This is a genomic window from Candidatus Kaelpia aquatica (genome assembly GCA_030765335.1).
Classification (GTDB): Bacteria; Omnitrophota; Gorgyraeia; order Kaelpiales; family Kaelpiaceae; genus Kaelpia; species Kaelpia aquatica.
Map to the genome: position 1 here is coordinate 23826 of JAVCCU010000001.1, position 18097 is coordinate 41922.

General features: G+C 38.7%; 16 protein-coding genes and 1 tRNA gene. 5 read left to right on the forward strand and 12 right to left on the reverse strand.

Annotation, left to right across the window (positions count from 1 at the left end; genetic code table 11):
* Positions 1 to 52: 52 nt before the first annotated feature.
* From P9X27_00080 to dnaA, 12 genes are all read right to left on the reverse strand, one after another.
* A complete protein-coding gene (locus tag P9X27_00080; GenBank protein MDP8252790.1) occupies positions 53 to 700 on the reverse strand; it encodes a hypothetical protein in 648 nt (215 codons plus the stop codon).
* 111 nt (positions 701 to 811) lie between these two features.
* Complete coding sequence (locus tag P9X27_00085; protein MDP8252791.1) at positions 812 to 2356, reverse strand: hypothetical protein; 1545 nt, start codon at positions 2354 to 2356, stop codon at positions 812 to 814.
* A gap of 46 nt (positions 2357 to 2402) precedes the next feature.
* Entirely contained in the window at positions 2403 to 2975 is a 573-nt protein-coding gene (locus P9X27_00090) for a carbohydrate binding domain-containing protein (GenBank protein ID MDP8252792.1), read from the reverse strand.
* Complete coding sequence (locus P9X27_00095) at positions 2972 to 3592, reverse strand: hypothetical protein (protein MDP8252793.1); 621 nt, start codon at positions 3590 to 3592, stop codon at positions 2972 to 2974. The genes P9X27_00090 and P9X27_00095 overlap by 4 nt, the downstream gene beginning before the upstream one ends.
* 38 nt (positions 3593 to 3630) lie before the next feature.
* Complete coding sequence (rsmI, locus tag P9X27_00100; GenBank protein MDP8252794.1) at positions 3631 to 4323, reverse strand: 16S rRNA (cytidine(1402)-2'-O)-methyltransferase; 693 nt, start codon at positions 4321 to 4323, stop codon at positions 3631 to 3633.
* Between the two features lie 13 nt (positions 4324 to 4336).
* On the reverse strand, positions 4337 to 6151 hold the full coding sequence (gene glmS / locus P9X27_00105) for a glutamine--fructose-6-phosphate transaminase (isomerizing) (protein MDP8252795.1): 1815 nt from the start codon (positions 6149 to 6151) through the stop codon (positions 4337 to 4339).
* A gap of 54 nt (positions 6152 to 6205) precedes the next feature.
* A tRNA-Glu gene (locus P9X27_00110) sits at positions 6206 to 6278 on the reverse strand.
* A gap of 96 nt (positions 6279 to 6374) precedes the next feature.
* The gene (gene gyrA / locus P9X27_00115; GenBank protein ID MDP8252796.1) at positions 6375 to 8804 is read right to left on the reverse strand and encodes a DNA gyrase subunit A; all 2430 of its coding nucleotides are present in this window, start codon (positions 8802 to 8804) and stop codon (positions 6375 to 6377) included.
* Between the two features lie 22 nt (positions 8805 to 8826).
* A complete protein-coding gene (gene gyrB, locus P9X27_00120; protein MDP8252797.1) occupies positions 8827 to 11280 on the reverse strand; it encodes a DNA topoisomerase (ATP-hydrolyzing) subunit B in 2454 nt (817 codons plus the stop codon).
* Positions 11277 to 11561 carry a DciA family protein gene (locus tag P9X27_00125; protein ID MDP8252798.1) on the reverse strand — a complete coding sequence of 95 codons (285 nt, stop codon included), beginning with the start codon at positions 11559 to 11561 and terminating at the stop codon, positions 11277 to 11279. The genes gyrB and P9X27_00125 overlap by 4 nt, the downstream gene beginning before the upstream one ends.
* Before the next feature lie 3 nt (positions 11562 to 11564).
* The gene (dnaN, locus tag P9X27_00130) at positions 11565 to 12659 is read right to left on the reverse strand and encodes a DNA polymerase III subunit beta (GenBank protein ID MDP8252799.1); all 1095 of its coding nucleotides are present in this window, start codon (positions 12657 to 12659) and stop codon (positions 11565 to 11567) included.
* 213 nt (positions 12660 to 12872) lie between these two features.
* A complete protein-coding gene (gene dnaA, locus P9X27_00135) occupies positions 12873 to 14228 on the reverse strand; it encodes a chromosomal replication initiator protein DnaA (GenBank protein ID MDP8252800.1) in 1356 nt (451 codons plus the stop codon).
* Between the two features lie 101 nt (positions 14229 to 14329).
* Between dnaA and rpmH the strand changes: the two genes are divergently transcribed.
* The 5 genes from rpmH (at position 14330) to P9X27_00160 (ending at position 18095) form a co-directional block, all read left to right on the forward strand.
* Positions 14330 to 14467, forward strand: coding sequence for a 50S ribosomal protein L34 (rpmH, locus tag P9X27_00140; protein ID MDP8252801.1), 138 nt, complete (start codon positions 14330 to 14332; stop codon positions 14465 to 14467).
* A gap of 301 nt (positions 14468 to 14768) precedes the next feature.
* Positions 14769 to 15002 carry a membrane protein insertion efficiency factor YidD gene (gene yidD / locus P9X27_00145; GenBank protein MDP8252802.1) on the forward strand — a complete coding sequence of 78 codons (234 nt, stop codon included), beginning with the start codon at positions 14769 to 14771 and terminating at the stop codon, positions 15000 to 15002.
* Between the two features lie 6 nt (positions 15003 to 15008).
* Complete coding sequence (gene yidC, locus P9X27_00150) at positions 15009 to 16484, forward strand: membrane protein insertase YidC (GenBank protein MDP8252803.1); 1476 nt, start codon at positions 15009 to 15011, stop codon at positions 16482 to 16484.
* A 14-nt stretch (positions 16485 to 16498) separates the two neighbouring features.
* Positions 16499 to 17341: a ParA family protein gene (locus P9X27_00155; GenBank protein ID MDP8252804.1), complete on the forward strand. Its 843-nt coding sequence runs from the start codon at positions 16499 to 16501 to the stop codon at positions 17339 to 17341.
* Positions 17262 to 18095 (forward strand): ParB/RepB/Spo0J family partition protein, encoded by an 834-nt coding sequence (locus P9X27_00160; protein MDP8252805.1) that lies wholly within the window; start codon positions 17262 to 17264, stop codon positions 18093 to 18095. The genes P9X27_00155 and P9X27_00160 overlap by 80 nt, the downstream gene beginning before the upstream one ends.
* Positions 18096 to 18097: the final 2 nt, after the last annotated feature.

Below are 18097 nucleotides of genomic sequence, written 5' to 3' on the forward strand. Positions count from 1 at the left end.
CTTCTATTGTCAAGTAGAAAATGCCGCAAACAAAGGGATTGAACTGCAGATATTAGTCTGAAACCTGATTTATGTCGATTAAATAGTCCTGCCTTGCAAGGATATGAGCAACACGTTCAAGCTCTTTTATCAGTCTTTCTTTTTCCTTGGGATCTTTCAGGGGAGGGATTTTTATGACTATCTTGTTTTGCCCAAAGATTATACTTATCAATACATCTATTTCTCGTTCTTCAGGAGTCTTACTCTCTTCTTGAATATCCTGTTCGGTTTTTTCTTCTTCGCTAATAAATACATCTTCTTTTGTCTGCACCTTAATCCTAAGGCCGTATTTATGCGCAGGCAGATCCTCTCTCTGTCTATTTGCAGCATCTTTAAGAATTAAAGGTAGCGCCTCTTCTATCTCCCTTGCAATCCTCGCCACATCAACTGCATGTTCAATTTCAGAAACACCCTCCTCAAATTCTAACTCGATTGTCTCGATTCCAAAAATAGATTCCGGCATTATGTAGAGATAAAAATCGCTGCCCATGGGTGATACAATATCTCCTGCCTGCTGAGGAGCCATGTAAGGAAAATGATAGACTTCGCTCTCTATCTTCTTCAAAGGCGTATACGCAGATTTACCGTATTCACTCCCTAAACTATAATCCCAACTATTTTCATTACCCTGCGCAAAGGATATAGAGGACTGTAAGAACATGATAACCAAAAACAGAAAGCTAACTCTGAGGATCGAAACTCGCTTCAGAAAATATATGTTCATAGTTGCTATCTTAACAAACGGCGGCTTATAATGCTACAATTTTCAAGATTAAATATCAATGGCTTCTGGGTAGAAGACAGGGGCATTCTGAACTTGAAGATTATTATTATCACTCGCTGACCAATATTGAGCAAGAACATTGGTACGGGCTGCCTCATAGTCCATGCCTTGATTTATAACTTGTTCTGTAATCTCCTGGACTGCGTTGGCAAATTTTTCTGATGTTATATCACCTAAAATTCTTGCAACCTCTTCGTCTTGAAAAGCACGCCACATTACCTGCCCATATTGTATCGCATCTTCAAGTGAACCTTCGCCTAAAGTCAGGCTAAAATTCACCGATTCTATGGTAGCAAGCTTAGTCAAAGGATCATATTCTAATATTTTACTTATGGAAATTGTATTATAACTTACCGTTCCATCTTTGGATTCTATATGAGAAACGCTTAAAATCTCCGACGCTCTATCAAATTCATCGTATTGATAATATTGAAGAGATGTAGTAATTAAATCAGGAGATTGATCATCGTTAAAGCGTGTTATTTCAAGTACTTGAGGCATATATTCTATATCGCCATCTTCATTGACAGATAAATAAAACTCTTTTATATCAACAGTCTCTTCATAACTACGAGTATATTCTCCAAGCAAAGATTCAGTAACTTTTCTATGATAACTTCTAGTCTCTCTCAGATTAAAATCCATCTCCAAAACATTTTGATAAAAATTTGTAATAACTCCTGTCTCTAAATTTTCTATCTCCTGATACAATTTAACCACATAGCCAAATGCATTGGATTCTTTATTATTAACCCCCCACCACTGACCTGCATTTTCAAGATTCTTTACATAATTATAACTATCTTTATATACAACAAACTCTATTTCTGGGTTATCATCATCCTGCGCATATGTAGGCCTACTTGTTTTAGAAAATGTCCAATCCATAAAATGTTTCTCTTCATCTCTTAATGCAACCTGTATTGGTATCAATGTGTCCGGGCCGCCAAGTTTATCGTTTGATATGCTGTGATTAAAAGTTATTGAAAACTTTTTTTTCTCATGCTGACCAGATGTCTCTGCTATTCTTTTTAAAGCCTCTTCTATATCTTTATCTGTAACACCTTTTTGTTGTGTCGCATACTTCTCGATAAGCCGTTTTGCAATCTCTGCATTTGTTCCATTAAAAGATATTGCCCCATTCTTACCCACGCTTCTACTAGGACCAGCAGCCTTGATTGGAGCAAAAAATTGATCGATGCGCATTTTTTCAAACTCTCTGGTTCTATTTCTTGTGTAAGCAATCATCTGTAACGATGCGCTTAAATTTTGATAGCTACTGCGCACCTGTTCCCCTGATTTTTTTCCTATCAATAAACTCCTTATGTTCTCCTCTCTACTTTCTAGCTCTGCAAGAGATAATGCAACAGCGTCGGCGTAAACCTCCGCGGCTGAACTAGGCGATGACACACCCATAGGCTCCTCTTCCCCTGAACCACCATAGGCGTTTACATCCGCAGAGAACATACAACAGATAGATACCGTTATTAGGCCAAAAATTAATTCTTTTAAAAAGTCTTTTTTCTTGTTCATGATGCATTTATACCATATCTTTTACTAAAAAGCAAATAAGAGCATCTTATTTTAGATAAAAATCATCTATATAGCAACGTCCCGCTTCTATACTGGTATATCGTTTATCTATAAATATGTTTATTTCTACTATATTAGAGAATTTTTTATCTTTTAGACTATTTAGCGACATCTCTACCTTACCCCACTCACCAGAGATTTGAGAGCTCATCTTTGTGACTCTATTACCAAATTTATCTTCTATTGTGATCCCTACTATTTTAGAAAACCCTAGCGTTGACTCTCCTTTAATCCAAAACCCGAGTAAGTCATATCCGCTAAAATCATGCTCTGAAACATCTAACCACAAGCCTCCTACAAGATCTGCTCCAGACCTAAAATCATAATCAAGAGCTATGGCTTGACCTTCTTCTCCTATTCGGATGCGATCTTGGAGCTCAGCTTTGAAACTCACCTGCTTATCATCAGATACCGCCTCCCATGCTCCGCCCTTATATTCATCTGCATTAAAATCCTGCAAGATAAAGGCCTGCTCTTTAGGCTTTGAAAAGCCACCAGCTACATTAGTACAGCTATAGAACATTGTAGAGATAATTATTATACATATAGACTTTCTCATTGTTTTACCACAATCCGCGGTTCCTTGATGGAGTAACTGCCTATGCCATCACGATCACTGCCTTTAGGTACAACTATTTTGATGCTCTCTATGTCCGCAATTGCCTTAATCTCAAAAAGGACCAAAGGTATTAAGATAAGCGTAGGGCCCTTAAGTTTTGCATTTAATATTTTAGAGCGGCTTTTGTCTTTTAACCCAATCTGAATATCTAAAGACCTAGGCCCTTTTTTACTCGGCAAAACTACCATCTCTAGAGCATAGTCTTTGGCTTCTTCGCCAGGCATCTCCTGAGGTAAAAATATCTCACACTCCGGCATGCGCCTAGGTAAAGAGAAATAGCTTATACTTAGAACTCTGCTCTCTCTATCAATGCCGGCAGTCATAAAACCCAAAGAGCCTATCTTGGTCGTAATCCATCTTTTAGAGTCTTCCTGAAAAAGAAAGTCAAAACTATATGCAACCTTGGATTTAAAATCGAAATCAGGATACTCTTGGTGAAGTTCAGGATTAACTATAATGGCTTGAGGTAAAGTGAAGACGATGCTCTGGTTTTCTTCAGCAAAGCATAGAGAGCATAGAGCTAAAACAGTAACAAACACGCTGTTTTTTATTCCCATAATAACCTCATCAATATTCTAACATCTGCATAGAGATTTTACAAACCTCTATTACCATTTAACAATACAACCATCTCGCCCTTTAATTTAACTTGATTGCACTCTATACGCTTTAGGAGTTCTGATGTTTTACAACGTAGCAACTCTTCATAAATCTTTGTTAACTCTCTGGCTAAGCAGAGATCTCTATCGCCCATTACAGCTAAAACATCTCTTAATAGTTTTTCTATCCTGTGAGGACTTTCATAAAATATGATAGTCCTAGAATCCTCTCTTAAAGCTTCAAGTCTCTGCTTTCTTTTACCGCTCTTGCGAGGTAGAAATCCTTCAAAAGTAAATCTATCTGTAGCTAGACCTGAAGCTACTAATGCAGTTAAAAAGGCGCTGGGGCCAGGTATAGGTACAATATCTATACTGCATTTTAACGCCTCTTTTACAAGATAGAACCCGGGATCTGAGATCCCAGGAGTACCCGCATCGGAAATAAGAGCATAGGTAGCGCCCTCCTCTATCTTTTTTAAAACAGCTGGGGTCTTCTGCTCTTTATTGAAATCGTGAAAAGAGACTCTCGGAGTATCTATGCTATATCGATGGAATAATTTTTGAGCTCTACGCGTATCTTCACATAGAACAACCTCTACCTCTTTAAGAATCTCAAGGGCTCTAAGGGTAATATCCCCTAAATTCCCAATAGGAGTTCCGACCAAATAGAGTCTTCCTTTGCTGGACATTTGAAATAAAAGATTATTCTACAGTTACGCTCTTTGCAAGATTACGAGGCTTATCAACATCGCAGCCCTTTTTAAGCGCAATAAAATACGCTAAAAACTGCAGCGGCAGCGGAGTAAGCAGCACTGTGAGAGATTCTCGTATCTTGGGCATTTTAAGCGTTCTGAAACAGATTGATTCTGTTTCTAAATCATCCTCTGTTATAAGTCCTATCAGTTTCCCTTTTCTAGCTTTTATCTCAAGCATATTAGATAGCATCTTATCCCGCACTTTACCTGCAACAGATATGACCACCACTGGGAGCTGTTCTTCAATTAAAGCTATCGGACCATGCTTCATCTCCCCACCTGGATATCCTTCAGCATGAATATAAGATATCTCTTTCAGTTTTAAGGCCCCCTCTAAAGCATTGGGGTAATTGATTCCTCGAGCTAAGTATAGAAAATTTGAAGATTGATACAGCTCTAACGCTAAATTTTGGATGCTATCTTTTTCGGCAATTATCTTCTCTAAATAGAGCGGCACCTTTTTCAAGTCCTGTATATAGCTCTTTAAAAATCCGGCGTCCTTAGCAAAGCGCAAGCTGGCTAACTTTAAAGCTAAGAGCTGTAAGACCATAATCTGAGCCAAATATGCTTTAGTCGAGGCCACGCCTATCTCAGGCCCGGCAACAGTATAGAGCACTTGATCGGATTCTCTGGCAATAGTTGAGCTCTCCACGTTAACCAAAGAGAGCGTTTTAAAATTAAACTCCTTAGCAAGGCGCAAGCTGGCTAATGTATCTGCAGTCTCACCCGATTGGGATATAGATATAAAAAGCGTCTGCTCTTCAGGCACTGGATTTCTATACCGAAACTCACTTGAGGTGTCTACAGTAACTGCTATACCTGCCATATCCTCTATTAAGTATTCGGCAATTAGGCCTGCATGGTAGGCTGTACCGCAGGCAACTATTACAATCCGCTTTATATCCTCAAAAAAGCTATCTTTGATCGGCAATTCAACCTGATCCTGGCTTATATAATGTTTAATAATATTTTTTACTACCTCAGGCTGTTCGTATATCTCTTTAAGCATAAAATGCGAAAATCCATTTTTGCTAGCTAGAGATGTAGCCAATTTTAACTCTGAAGGATTTTTAAGCCTCTCTTTACCGTTAAAATCTTTAATAGAAAAGCCGTCTTCTTTTACTATTGCCATCTCTCCATCGTCCAGATATATGACGAGCTGGGCCTCATCTATTAACGCTGTTGCATCTGAGGCAAGATAGTAACCATCTTTACCTATGCCCAGAAGTAAAGGGCTTAACATTCTGGCGGCAATAATTTTATCCGGCTCTCTCTCAGAAACTACCATTAAAGCATAGCTGCCCTCCAGTCTTGGCAAAACCTGCCGCACGGCCTCTTCTAAATCATCTGCATAATACTCCTCTATAAGATGCGCTATAACCTCAGTATCTGTATCTGATCTAAACTTGTGGCCATTTTTCAAAAGTTCGGTTTTAAGCTTTTGGTAGTTTTCAATAATACCATTATGCACAATGACAATCTCTTCTTTACAGTCCAAATGAGGGTGAGCATTACACTCGTTGACCTCACCATGAGTAGCCCAGCGTGTATGCCCTAAACCTAAGCCGCCCTTCATATCTAATGATTTGAGATTTTCTTTTAATACTTCAACCTTGCCAGGCTTTTTGACGGTTTGAAATCTTCCGTTATTCAATACAGATATGCCGGCAGAATCATAGCCTCTATATTCTAAGCGCTCTAAACCTTTTTCAAGAATCTTAAGAGCATCTTTCTTGCCTAAATAGCCAACTATACCGCACATTTTTACCAGTACCCCCCTTTTTACCCGCTCCTTATCTTGCCGCTAATATTAACACGTCCCCAGCCGGGTTTGAACCGGCGCCGACGACTCGAAAGGCCGTTGTCCTAGGCCGCTAGACGATGGGGACTTCTTTTCTACTTAAATACCACTTTATTAAGTTTACCACTTTATCTCGATTTTGCAAATAACTCTCTATTTTTTAAAGTTACTACCTCTAAAAACCTTACTCATCTTCTTTAATAACCTTAGCAAAAGAGACAACTCGATCCTTGTCGGCCGTCCGGACAATGCGCACCCCCGAAGTGCTTCTGCCTATCTCCCTAATATCTTTTACGGAAGTTCTAACCACCTGTCCGCTTTGAGTCATCAAAACGATGTCGTCTTGATCACTCACGATCTCTGCCCCTATAACCTTACCTGTCTTGGTGGGCAGTTTCATATTTATTACACCTTTACCAGCGCGAGATTGTATCCTATAAGCCTTCACGGCTGTTCTTTTGCCAAATCCTTCCTCGGCAACTGTTAAAATGCTATCCTCTTCTTTAACGCAACACATGCTGACTACTTGATCTCCCTGAGCCAGCGAAATACCTTTAACTCCCTGAGCGCTGCGCCCAGTTGACCTAAGCTGCTTTTCTACAAAGCATATAGATTTTCCGTTCTTCGTCGCCAAAAAGACATTGTCTTTACCATCGCTGATTTTGGCGCAGATAAGAGAGTCTTTGCTTCTTAAGAAGATAGCGTTCACCCCGCCCTTGCGTGGTCTTTTAAAATCACTTAACTTCATCTTTTTGACAACACCAAAAGCTGTAGCTAAAACAAGAAATTGGTCGGAATCAAAATCTCTAACAGGGATAAAAGCAGTGACCAGCTCTTCGCTGTTTAAACTTAAGATATTGACAACGGCTTTACCCCGAGCCGTATGGCTGGCAGCAGGTATTTCATGTACTTTTAACCAATAAAGTCTGCCGCTATTGGTCAAGAAAAGCATGTAATCATGGGTAGAGGCAATAAACAGTTGATTGACGAAATCACCCTCTTTAAGATCCATCCCTATCACACCTTTACCTCCGCGCCGCTGACTTTTATATAAAGAGATAGACTGTCTCTTTATATAGCCCAGATTGGATACTGTAACAACCATATCCTCTTCCGCGATTAAATCTTCAACTTTAATCTCCTTAACCTCTTCTACGATATCGCTCATTCTCTCGTCGCCATACTTATCTTGCACCTCTTTAAGTTCTTCTTTTATTACTTCCATAATCTTCTTATCGCTATTAAGTAAACTTTTAAAATATTCTATCTTCTTTATAAGCTCTAAATATTCTGCCTCTAGTTTGCCTACCTCTAAGCGTGTTAATCTTTGAAGCTGCATCTCCAATATAGCTTGGGCCTGTATCTCTGTTAGTTTAAGGTTTTCAACCAGGCTCTCTTTTGCATCTTGCGTATTTTTAGCCTTTTTAATTAAAGCGATAACTTTATCAATGTTTGCCAAGGCCAGTTTTAGCCCTTCTACTATATGTGCTCGTCTCTCTGCTTTGACAAGTTCAAATTTTGTCCTTCTAACTACAACCTCTTTTCTATGTTGAACAAACTCTGCAATCAATTGTTTCAGCGTTAAGACTTGTGGCCTATTGTTCACAAGGGCAAGTAAAATAATTCCAAAAGAGACTTCCATCTGAGTATGTTTGTAAAGTTGATTCAGAACAACTTCAGAATGTTGATCCTTTTTAAGTTCTATCATAATGCGAATACCTTCTTTGTCAGACTCATCTCTTAGGTCAGATATGCCCTCTATTCTCTTCTCTTTGACCATGTCAGCAATCTGTTCTATGAGGTTAGACTTGTTTACTTGATAAGGTATCTCTTTGACAATAATAGCTTTTTTATTTCCTTTAAGCTGCTCAACCGCAGCTCGAGCACGGATCTTAATAATCCCTTTACCTTGGTTATAAGCGTCTCTTAACCCTTCGCTGCCATATAATATCCCACCTGTTGGAAAATCAGGCCCAGGAATATATTCTGTTAACTCTGTTATAGCAATATCAGGGTTGTCTATATAAGCAATTGTTCCGTTGATAACCTCTGTTAAATTATGAGGCGGTATGTTTGTTGCCATACCAACAGCAATACCTGAAGAACCGTTGATAAGAAGGTTAGGAGCTCTGCTCGGTAGGATGGTGGGCTCTTCTAAGCTTTCGTCAAAATTGGGCTTAAAATCCACTGTATCCTTTTCAATATCAGCAAGCAGCTCTCCGGATATCGCCGCAAGCTTAGCTTCGGTATACCGCATTGCCGCTGCCGAATCACCGTCTACAGAGCCAAAGTTACCTTGGCCATTTATGAGAGGATAACGCATAGAGAAGCTCTGCGCCATACGTACTAAAGAATCGTAAACAGCTGTATCACCATGGGGATGGTATTTACCTAAAACCTCTCCGACTATACGAGCGGATTTTTTGTAAGGTTTATTAGACTCTAAGCCCAACTCTTTCATAGCAAACAGTATTCTTCTATGAACAGGCTTAAGCCCGTCTCTTGCATCTGGTAAAGCCCTTCCCACAATTACGCTCATTGCGTAACTCAGATAAGAGGCTTTCATCTCATCTTTAATATCTACGTGTTTTATATTCTGCTCTCTAGCGTACATATCTTTCCTCTCTTTTTAAAAGCTATACATCTAAATATCTTATCTCGTGAGCATGTTCCTGGATAAAATTCCTCCGGGGTTCAACCTGATCACCCATAAGTGTAGTAAAAATATTATCCGCTTCCACGGCATCTTCTATGGATACCTGCACTAAGGTCCGGACATCGGGATCCATAGTGGTCTCCCAAAGCTGGCTAGGGTTCATCTCGCCTAAACCTTTGTAACGCTGTATCTGCAAACCTCGCTTACCCTGACTTTCGATATTTTCTAACAGCTCCTGTAAAGAAAAAAGCTCTGTTGTTTCATTGTTTTTTAACACAAAAGGCGCTTTGCTTTGAGTCTTTTCTTGGGCAGATTTAAAATAGTCTTGAGGACTGAACCCGACCTTGATAAGCTGTTTTAGCTGTTTTGCAAGATCCATCTCTTCCCAGATTTCTATGACCTCCAAACCTCCTGTATTAGAGAAATTCTTTTCTTCGATATCAAATTCAATATCTCTCTTTAATTTTTTTTCTAATGAAGCAATGTATGCACTAAGCTCTTCATCTGTAGATAACAGTTGCTCTTCTTTTTTAAATCTTACCCTATAAAGCGGCAGAGTCTCTTTGCTGCTATCCCAATGCTTAATGTAGTCTCTTGCATCGATGCCGCGCTTTTGAATTAATTTGGTAATCCGCCTGATCTCAACAAGAAGAAGCAAGAGGCTTAACAGTTTATTTCCAGAAACTTTCTTACTGTTTTTTGCATCTAAAGTATACCCTTCCATGCCAAGCTCTAAAACAAACTGGGCCATCTCATCTTCGGTTTGAATATATTTTTCACGCTGCCCTTTTTTAATCCTATAGAGCGGCGGCTGTGCAATATATATGTGTCCGTTTTCAAGCAAGGCAAGCATTTTTCTGTAAAAAAATGTCAAAATTAAGGTTCTGATATGAGAACCGTCGACATCTGCATCACACATAAGAATTATGCGATGGTAGCGCAGTTTTTCAATGTTAAACTCATCTTCAATGCCGCTGCCTAAAGCACTGATGATAATTTGAATCTCATTACTCTTTAAAACTCTATCTAAGCGCGCTTTTTCTACATTGAGAATCTTACCTTTTAAAGGCAAGATGGCCTGAAATTTTCTATCCCTCGCCTGTCGGGCTGAGCCGCCAGCAGAATCTCCCTCTACAAGGTAAATCTCACAAAGTCGAGGATCTTTTTCAGAACAATCTGCAAGCTTGCCAGGTAAACCTCCGGCTATATCTAATGCACCTTTTCTCCGTGCTAATTCTCTAGCCTTACGCGCAGCGTTCCTCGCTCGAGAAGCAAGCACTGCTTTAGCGACAATCTTCTTTGCTGTAGAAGGATTCTCTTCAAAAAACCCGCCTAAATGCTCATTTATCATAGACTCTACAATACCCTGGATATCACTATTACCTAGTTTGGTTTTAGTCTGGCCTTCAAATTGAGGATCGGGGATTTTCACGCTGATTACTGCAATTAATCCTTCTCGTACATCGTCTCCTGAAGGTAAAGTCTCATCATCTTTAATCATCCCTTTGCTTCTGATATAGCTATTGATTGTTCTAGTTAAAGCTGAGCGAAACCCTGAGACATGCGTTCCTCCTTCGATAGTATTAATATTGTTAACAAAAGAGAAAATATTTTCGTTATAACCATCGTGATACAATAAAGCAACCTCAAGAATAAGGGTGTCTTTTTTAGTTTCAAAATAAACAGGCTTACCATGTAAAGCATTTTTGTTTTTAGAGAGATATTCTACAAAGCTGACAATACCTCCTTTAAACATAAACTCTACATCTTGACTTGTTCTTTCATCTTCTAATATGATCTTTAAGCCTTTATTAAGAAAAGCTAATTCTCTTAATCTGTTGGCAATAATGTCGAATTTAAATTCTGTAGTCTCTTTAAAAATATCTGGACCAGGTGCAAATGTAATTTTGGTTCCGGTTTTCTTACTATTTCCTATCGTAGTCAGCTTTGTTGTTGGTTTACCATGCTCGTACCTCTGATGATAAACCTTGCCGTCTCTTCTAATCTCCGCCTCCAGCCACTCTGATAAAGCGTTGACCACGGAGACGCCAACACCATGTAAGCCGCCTGAAACCTTATAAACCCTGGCATCAAACTTACCGCCAGCGTGGAGAGTAGTTAAGACAACCTCTAAAGCAGCTTTCTTCTCTGTTTTATGTCTATCAACAGGAATACCTCTACCATTATCTATAATTGTAATACTGCCATCGGTCTGTATGCGAACCTTAATATTGTCGCAATACCCCCCCATCGCCTCGTCTATACTATTGTCAACTACTTCATACACCAGATGGTGCAAACCACGTATAGAGGTATCACCGATATACATAGCAGGTCTTTTCCTAACAGCTGCAATGCCTTCTAAAACCTGGATGTTAGTTGCGTCATACTTCTCTTTTTGCTGCTTTTTTTTAGACTCTTCTTTTTCTTTCATCTTCCCACTCTGAATTTTATCTCCTCTATAATTCCCTGTTTAAAAAAATCTGCCAATCCCTCTTTAATCTGTTCTATTTTTAGAGAACAAACATACATCCAATCGCTATCATCGACATCTATATAAAGAACTCTCTTGTTTAATGCACCTGGCTTTGCGTGTTCTACAAAACTCTCCGCAATCTTGTTCCAGGCTGCAATTATTTTACCGCCTTCTGTGTTTTTATTTTGAATCTCCTCTAAAACACTTTTCAGTTCTTGCTCTAAAGGGTTATCACTCATTTTTTATATTAACTGCATAGGCAAAACGAGATAGAGATAAGTAGATCCCAGCCTAATGATTCCAGGCTTATCCACTCCGTTTAATTCAAATATTACCTCGCTCTGATCTATGTTTTTCAAAATATCCAATAAATATTGAGGATTAAAACCTATTATTGTTTCCTCTCCTTTATAGTCTGCTTCTAGCTCTTCACGTCCCTCCCCTAATTCGGGAGTCACTTTTGATATTACAACCTTATCTTTATAAACCTCGAACTTAATGGCAACTGATTCAGTTGTTGTCATAAGATTGGCTCTCTTGATGGCTTGAAAAAAATCTTTTGTATTTATTTTTAATCTATTATTGCTCTCTAGAGGTATTACCTCCTCATAATTAGGAAAGTCCCCCTCTATAAGGCGTGTAATTAGTTCTGTACCGGGTAAAGAGAATGCTATTTGGTTGTTTTTCTCGGAGAGACTTATAGTTAAATTATTTTCTGATTTTTCGCTCATTTTTAATAACTCCGATACTGCTTTTTGAGGAACTATATATTTCCCTGACCATCCTGTTTTAATGCTCTCCTGACAGAGTGCAAGTCTTCTGCCGTCACTTGCTACAAGCTTTAAAGAGTCTTCATTAAAATCAAACAGGATGCCGTTTAAAACATACCTTGTCTCTTCTTTTGAACAAGCAAAATAAGTCTTCGATATCATTGAAGCAAGTTTTTTTGCATCTATTTTAAAACTTTTACCTTCTATTTTTGGAATATCAGGATACTCCTGAGGTGAAAAACCTAATAGTTTAAAATAACATTTTTCTCCTCTTAATACGACTCCAAAATTTTTTGTCTCTTCTATTAATATATCGTCAGATGGTATCTCTTTTAATATGTCGTAAAATTTTTTTCCTAGAGCCGTAATCTTACCCGGTTGTATTACCTCCACGGTTATTTTTTTTCTAATACATATCTCAAGATCTGTAGCTGTGATAAATAGTTTATTGTCTTTTGCTTCTAATAATAGATTGGATAGAATTGGTAATGTTGATCTTGTAGGTATTGCTGCTATTACATCTTGTAAGTGTTGGGTTATCTCTGCTCGATCTACACGTATCTTCATAAAACCTCCTTTATCTACATACTCTTTAATAGTAGTTTCTTTTAAGATAGTAGTCTGTAGTAGTGGTTGTTGAAAAGTGGAAAACTAATAAAACAATTATAAGTTAAGCCAACTATTCATCCACAACTATATGTTATTTAAAAGTGTACAACCTTTTGTTAACCATGTTTTACTATTAACTATCCACATATCCACAGGTTATCCACAGCTAAACTACAGGTTTTTATCTATTTTATGCTCCAAGTTATCCACAATATTCTTTAAATCAGACTCTCTACTCTGTTTTATTTTTTGTATTGCATGCATAATTGTAGTGTGATCTCGGCCCCCAAAAGCTTGACCTACATCGTTTAGAGATAAATCAGTATATTTTCTAGCAAAAAATATTGCTATTTGACGCGGTAGTACAATATTTTTTTTACGCGACTTACTCTTTAAGTCTTCGACTGATAAATCAAAAAATTGTGCCACTTTATTTTGAATATAAGGTATTGATATCCTGCCCTCTTCCTCTTCTACCATATCTTGTAATACTTTTTTTGCCAAAGCAATATTAATCTTCTCTTCTATTAAAGTAGAGTGTGCCACTACTCTAAGCAATGCACCTTCTAACTCCCGGATATTTGAAGATATTTTCTCTGCAATATAAGAGATAACATCTTCCGGTATTAATAGTTTTGCATGCATTACTTTTTTCTTTAAGATTGCCATACGAGTTTCATAGTCCGGTTTTTGTACATCAACAACTAATCCCCAATGAAACCGCGAGACCAACCGTTCTTCTAGGTCCGGGATCTCTTTAGGTGAGCGGTCGCTAGAGATTACTATCTGTTTGTGGGAGTCATAAAGCGCGTTGAAGGTATGAAAAAACTCTTCTTGCATCCCTGTCTTGCCTGCTAAAAATTGTATATCGTCTATTAATAAAAGATCAACACTGCGATAGCGTTCTCTAAACTTTGCAGTACTTCTATTTTGTATTGCTCCTATAAGCTGGTTAGTAAACTCTTCAGATGATATATAGTGGACTTTGAAATCGGGATAGCGATCAATAATTCCATGGCCCATAGCATGGAGCAGGTGGGTTTTCCCCAGACCTACCCCGCCATATAGAAACAACGGATTGTAAGCTTTTGCAGGCGACAAGGTAATTGCAAAAGTTGCAGCGTGTGCAAGTTTATTGCATTCTCCAACCACAAACTCTTCAAACGTATTCTTAGGGTTAAGCTTCTCCAATATTTTTTTGGATATTAATCGCGTTGTGTTTTTTGGCGCATCTTTATGGCTTAGCGCTAAGTCTTTCTTTTCAGCTCCTTTGCTCGGCTCTTTAATAGAAAGCTTAATTTTGAATTCTACCCCAGTAGTCTCTTTTAAGAAAAAAAGAATTTTATCCATATATCTTTCTTGGATCCAATTGCTGAAGAACATATTGGGCACAATAAGCTCCATTGTGTTTTCAGAGAGGACTTTAACTTCAAGAGGTTCTATCCAGAATTTATATGTATGACTGCCGAATTCTTGAATCAGCCTTTGCTCCACTTCTTCCCAAAAAGAGACATCTTGTTTCTGCATAAGCAGTAATTATAACAACCGATAGATAGTGTTGCAATATTTAAGTTGCTTTAAGCGGGTACTTTTTTTATAATAATCCAAATAGTAGGAGGTAATTAGCTATGAAGAAAAATTTAAAGCCGGTTTCCAATTTAAAAAGAAAACGAAAACATGGTTTTTTGAAGAGGAACTCTACAAAATCTGGGCAAGCAATTCTTGTTAGAAGGAGAAAAAAGGGACGTGCCCAAATTGCGGTTTAATGGATAAGCGCTTTAGCCCTCTTAAGAGGGAGAGAGAGATTCAGGCGGTTTTTTTAGAGCGTAAGCGGTTCAGCAGCAAGAACATTATCCTTTATTATAAACCAAGATTAGATAATAATGTTAAAGTCACTTTTTTTGTGCCTAAAAAAATATTTAAACGGGCCTGGGATCGCAACAGAACTCGGAGAATATTGCGGGAAATTTTTAGAAATTATACTTGGACTAGCAAAGGATTGGATATTATATGCATTGTCAGAACGCTAGAGCGGAAGATGTTGAGGTTCAAAGAGATAGAGCCTCTCTGTCTGCCCTTATTAAAAAAGATAGTTTAATCTTCATTATAGTTGTTATTAGATTCTATCAATATCTATTAGCACCGCTCTGGACTTCAAAGTGCCGTTTTTACCCGACATGTTCTAATTATTCTATTCAAGCACTGCAGGAGAAAGGTTTTGCAAAAGGGATTTGGTTAACCGTAACAAGAATATTAAGGTGTAACCCCGTTTTTCCTGGGGGGTATGACCCTGTGAGGTGATAAGAGATGGAAAACAATAAGAGGATACTTCTTGCAACAGCGTTGGCTTTTTTGGTGATGCTTGCTTACCCCTATTATGCAAAAAGATATATGCCGCAGCCGTCGCACGGTGTAGTCTCCTCAGAGTCAGATGTTTTTATGGCAGAGGAAGATCCAGGAGTTGTTGGGGTATATGATACGGTTATCAGTGATGATACGGTATATGATACTGTTATTGAAAATCAAGAGTTAAAAATTGGACTTAATACTCAGTCTGGAGTAGTTAGGTCGATAGAAATAAAAGAAGGATTAGAGCAGATTAGTCTTTACCCTTTGCAAGATAAAGGGTTAGGGTTGTTGATACCAACCGTATCAACCGTATCATTTGAAAAAAGTAAGAGCTATGATACGGTTGGTATGGTTCTAACTGCAGATGGTGCTAGAAGAGAGTATAGCTTAAACAAGCATCTTTTTGTCTTCAATGCAGCAGGAGAATCTCAACTACTCTTTTATATGCCTAGTAAATACGATGTCTCTATGCGCGAGTCTCGTTATTTGCGGATTATGGTAAAAGATGACCAGCAGAATACCGAGAGCATTAAGATCGGAAGCCTCTTAAAGAAGAAAAGATTTTTTAATTCCGTAGATTGGTTTGCCATCTCTTTTCAGCATTACTCTATTCTCTTTGATCCTAGCCAAGGCGTGGATCTAGAAATAAAACCTTCAAGCAATCAAGAGGGGTTCTTTTTCGTTATAAAAGGAAATACAGAGGATATCGAGGTTTTAACATATATAGGACCTAATTCTAAGCCGATATTGTCTTCTTACGATGATAATTGGTTGGATTTGCTAAATTACGGTAAGTTAAATAATGTAGTAAAAAGTTTGCTAGGCATATTTTATAGGGCCTCTCGTAATTATGGTGTGGCCATTATTATGCTAGCGCTGCTATTAAATCTTATCTTTGCTCCTTTAACATTAAAATCCCAAAAATCTATGAGAAGGATGCAGAGCTTGCAGCCTCAGATGCAGGAGCTGAAAGAGAAGCATAAAGATAATCCTCAAGCTGTAAATAAAGAGATGATGGAGCTTTATAAGAAGCATAAGGTCAATCCTATGGGCGGTTGTCTCCCCATGGTCTTGCAAATCCCGGTTTTTATAGCGCTGTATAACACCTTGATGCGCAGCTACGAACTAAAGAATGCATCATTTTTATGGATTAAAGACCTCTCTGTTCCTGATAGGCTTTTTATGCTTTCTAAGAGTCTGCCTTTAATGGGTAATGAAGTTAATTTACTGCCTATTTTGATGGCGGCATTAATGTTTGTTCAGCAGAAGTTTTCTCCTACGTCTAAGGCCTCTAGTAATAGCGCTATGCCTAACATGTGGTTCTTGCCCATTATCTTTGGGGCTATTTTTTATAAGTTCCCAGCAGGATTAGTCTTGTATTGGTTTACTAACTCACTCTCTATGCTTGTTTTGCAAAGCATGCATAAAAAGTGATTTTCACGTGAAAAATGATAATTGCAATATCAAATCAGAAAGGCGGCGTTGGTAAGACTACCACTGCCATCAATCTAAGCGCAGCCCTGGCCTCCAAAGGTGCCGGTAGAATTTTGCTGATCGACTTTGATCCTCAGGCTAATGCAACAAGCGGTGTTGGTGTAGCCAAGGCAGAATTAAGCAAGTCTATATACGACTTTATATGTTCAGATGCCGGCGAAGAGGTTATTCTAAAAACGGCAATACCAAATCTCTCTCTCTTACCTTCGACAATCGGTCTTTGCGGAGCCGAGATAGAACTTATCGAGAGTGAGGAGCGGGAATTTAAGCTCAAAAACAAAATGGCTGCTCTTTCAAGCCAATATGACCATATTATCATCGATACTCCGCCATCGCTAGGTATCCTGACAGTCAATGCTCTTGTAGCGAGTGAACGTGTGATTGTCCCCGTACAGTGTGAGTATTATGCCTTAGAGGGGCTTATCGATTTTTTAGGTACACTAAACCTTATAAAAGATAGATTGAATCCTTCGCTTGACATTTTAGGGATTTTGCTTACAATGGCAGATTATAGAACTAATATTGCTCGTGATGTGGAAGAAGAGATACGCAATAACTTTAAAGAGCAGGTTTTCCACACAGTTATCCACAGAAACGTGCGTTTGGCTGAAGCTCCAAGCCATGGCCTGCCGATAGAGCTATACGATCCTAAATCAGCAGGAGCGTTGCTATACAAAGAACTTGCGGATGAGGTTTTATTAAGAGTAGGAGGAGTTCATGGAAAAGAAGAGAGGTCTGGGCAAGGGGATATCAGCTCTTATTCCGGAGAAGAGCGCCAAGAGTTCCAGCCGCTATAAAGATATTGAGATTGCTAAAATCACGCTCAACCCATATCAGCCTAGAAAAGAGTTTTCTAAAACCGAATTACTCCATCTTCAGCAATCAATCGCAAAAGACGGCCTCTTGCAGCCCATAGTAGTTGTAGAGGAAGGAGAGTCTTTTAAGCTCATAGCTGGAGAGAGGAGGCTTAGGTCGGTACAGAGCTTAGGCTGGGAACGCGTCGCAGCTTTAGTTCTTCATAATATAGAGGAGGTTGAGCTTCTAAGAAAATCGCTCGTTGAGAATGTACAGAGAGCAAATCTCAATCCCATTGAAGAGGCTCAAGCTTATAAGAGGTTGATGGATGATTACGGGTATTCTTTAGAAGAGACTGCAAAAGAGGTCGCAAAGGATATCTCAACCGTGTCAAATGCTGTACGACTGCTTGCGCTTCCTGAGAATATACAGAGAGACTTAAGTCAAGGATTGATCTCTCCTGGCCATGCCAGAGCTTTATTGATGTTGGGGAAGGGTTCACAGATGCAGAGTTTTGCCGATAAGATAAAGTCTGAAAAGCTGAGCGTTAGGGAAGCTGAAAAAAGAGCTAAAATGAAAAAGGGCAAACTTGTCCTAGAGCCTAACCTCAAAGCAGCGCTAGAGGAGCTGCAGCGGAAAATAGGCTCTAAAATTAATGTTGAGATCAAGAAAAGAGGCGGGAAGATAGAAGTTCTTTTTATGGACAATGAGGATCTCCAGAGAATAGTGGCAGTGCTTTTAAACAGGGAGGCATAATA

What these genes read in the sequence shown, in the direction of transcription:
- P9X27_00080 (MDP8252790.1), bottom strand. Translation starts at nt 700, where the DNA reads ATGTTCTTACAGTCCTCTATATCCTTTGCGCAGGGTAATGAAAATAGT.
- P9X27_00085 (MDP8252791.1), bottom strand. Translation starts at nt 2,356, where the DNA reads ATGAACAAGAAAAAAGACTTTTTAAAAGAATTAATTTTTGGCCTAATA.
- P9X27_00090 (MDP8252792.1), bottom strand. Translation starts at nt 2,975, where the DNA reads ATGAGAAAGTCTATATGTATAATAATTATCTCTACAATGTTCTATAGC.
- P9X27_00095 (MDP8252793.1), bottom strand. Translation starts at nt 3,592, where the DNA reads ATGGGAATAAAAAACAGCGTGTTTGTTACTGTTTTAGCTCTATGCTCT.
- rsmI (MDP8252794.1), bottom strand. Translation starts at nt 4,323, where the DNA reads ATGTCCAGCAAAGGAAGACTCTATTTGGTCGGAACTCCTATTGGGAAT.
- glmS (MDP8252795.1), bottom strand. Translation starts at nt 6,151, where the DNA reads ATGTGCGGTATAGTTGGCTATTTAGGCAAGAAAGATGCTCTTAAGATT.
- gyrA (MDP8252796.1), bottom strand. Translation starts at nt 8,804, where the DNA reads ATGTACGCTAGAGAGCAGAATATAAAACACGTAGATATTAAAGATGAG.
- gyrB (MDP8252797.1), bottom strand. Translation starts at nt 11,280, where the DNA reads ATGAAAGAAAAAGAAGAGTCTAAAAAAAAGCAGCAAAAAGAGAAGTAT.
- P9X27_00125 (MDP8252798.1), bottom strand. Translation starts at nt 11,561, where the DNA reads ATGAGTGATAACCCTTTAGAGCAAGAACTGAAAAGTGTTTTAGAGGAG.
- dnaN (MDP8252799.1), bottom strand. Translation starts at nt 12,659, where the DNA reads ATGAAGATACGTGTAGATCGAGCAGAGATAACCCAACACTTACAAGAT.
- dnaA (MDP8252800.1), bottom strand. Translation starts at nt 14,228, where the DNA reads ATGCAGAAACAAGATGTCTCTTTTTGGGAAGAAGTGGAGCAAAGGCTG.
- rpmH (MDP8252801.1), top strand. Translation starts at nt 14,330, where the DNA reads ATGAAGAAAAATTTAAAGCCGGTTTCCAATTTAAAAAGAAAACGAAAA.
- yidC (MDP8252803.1), top strand. Translation starts at nt 15,009, where the DNA reads ATGGAAAACAATAAGAGGATACTTCTTGCAACAGCGTTGGCTTTTTTG.
- P9X27_00155 (MDP8252804.1), top strand. Translation starts at nt 16,499, where the DNA reads ATGATAATTGCAATATCAAATCAGAAAGGCGGCGTTGGTAAGACTACC.
- P9X27_00160 (MDP8252805.1), top strand. Translation starts at nt 17,262, where the DNA reads ATGGAAAAGAAGAGAGGTCTGGGCAAGGGGATATCAGCTCTTATTCCG.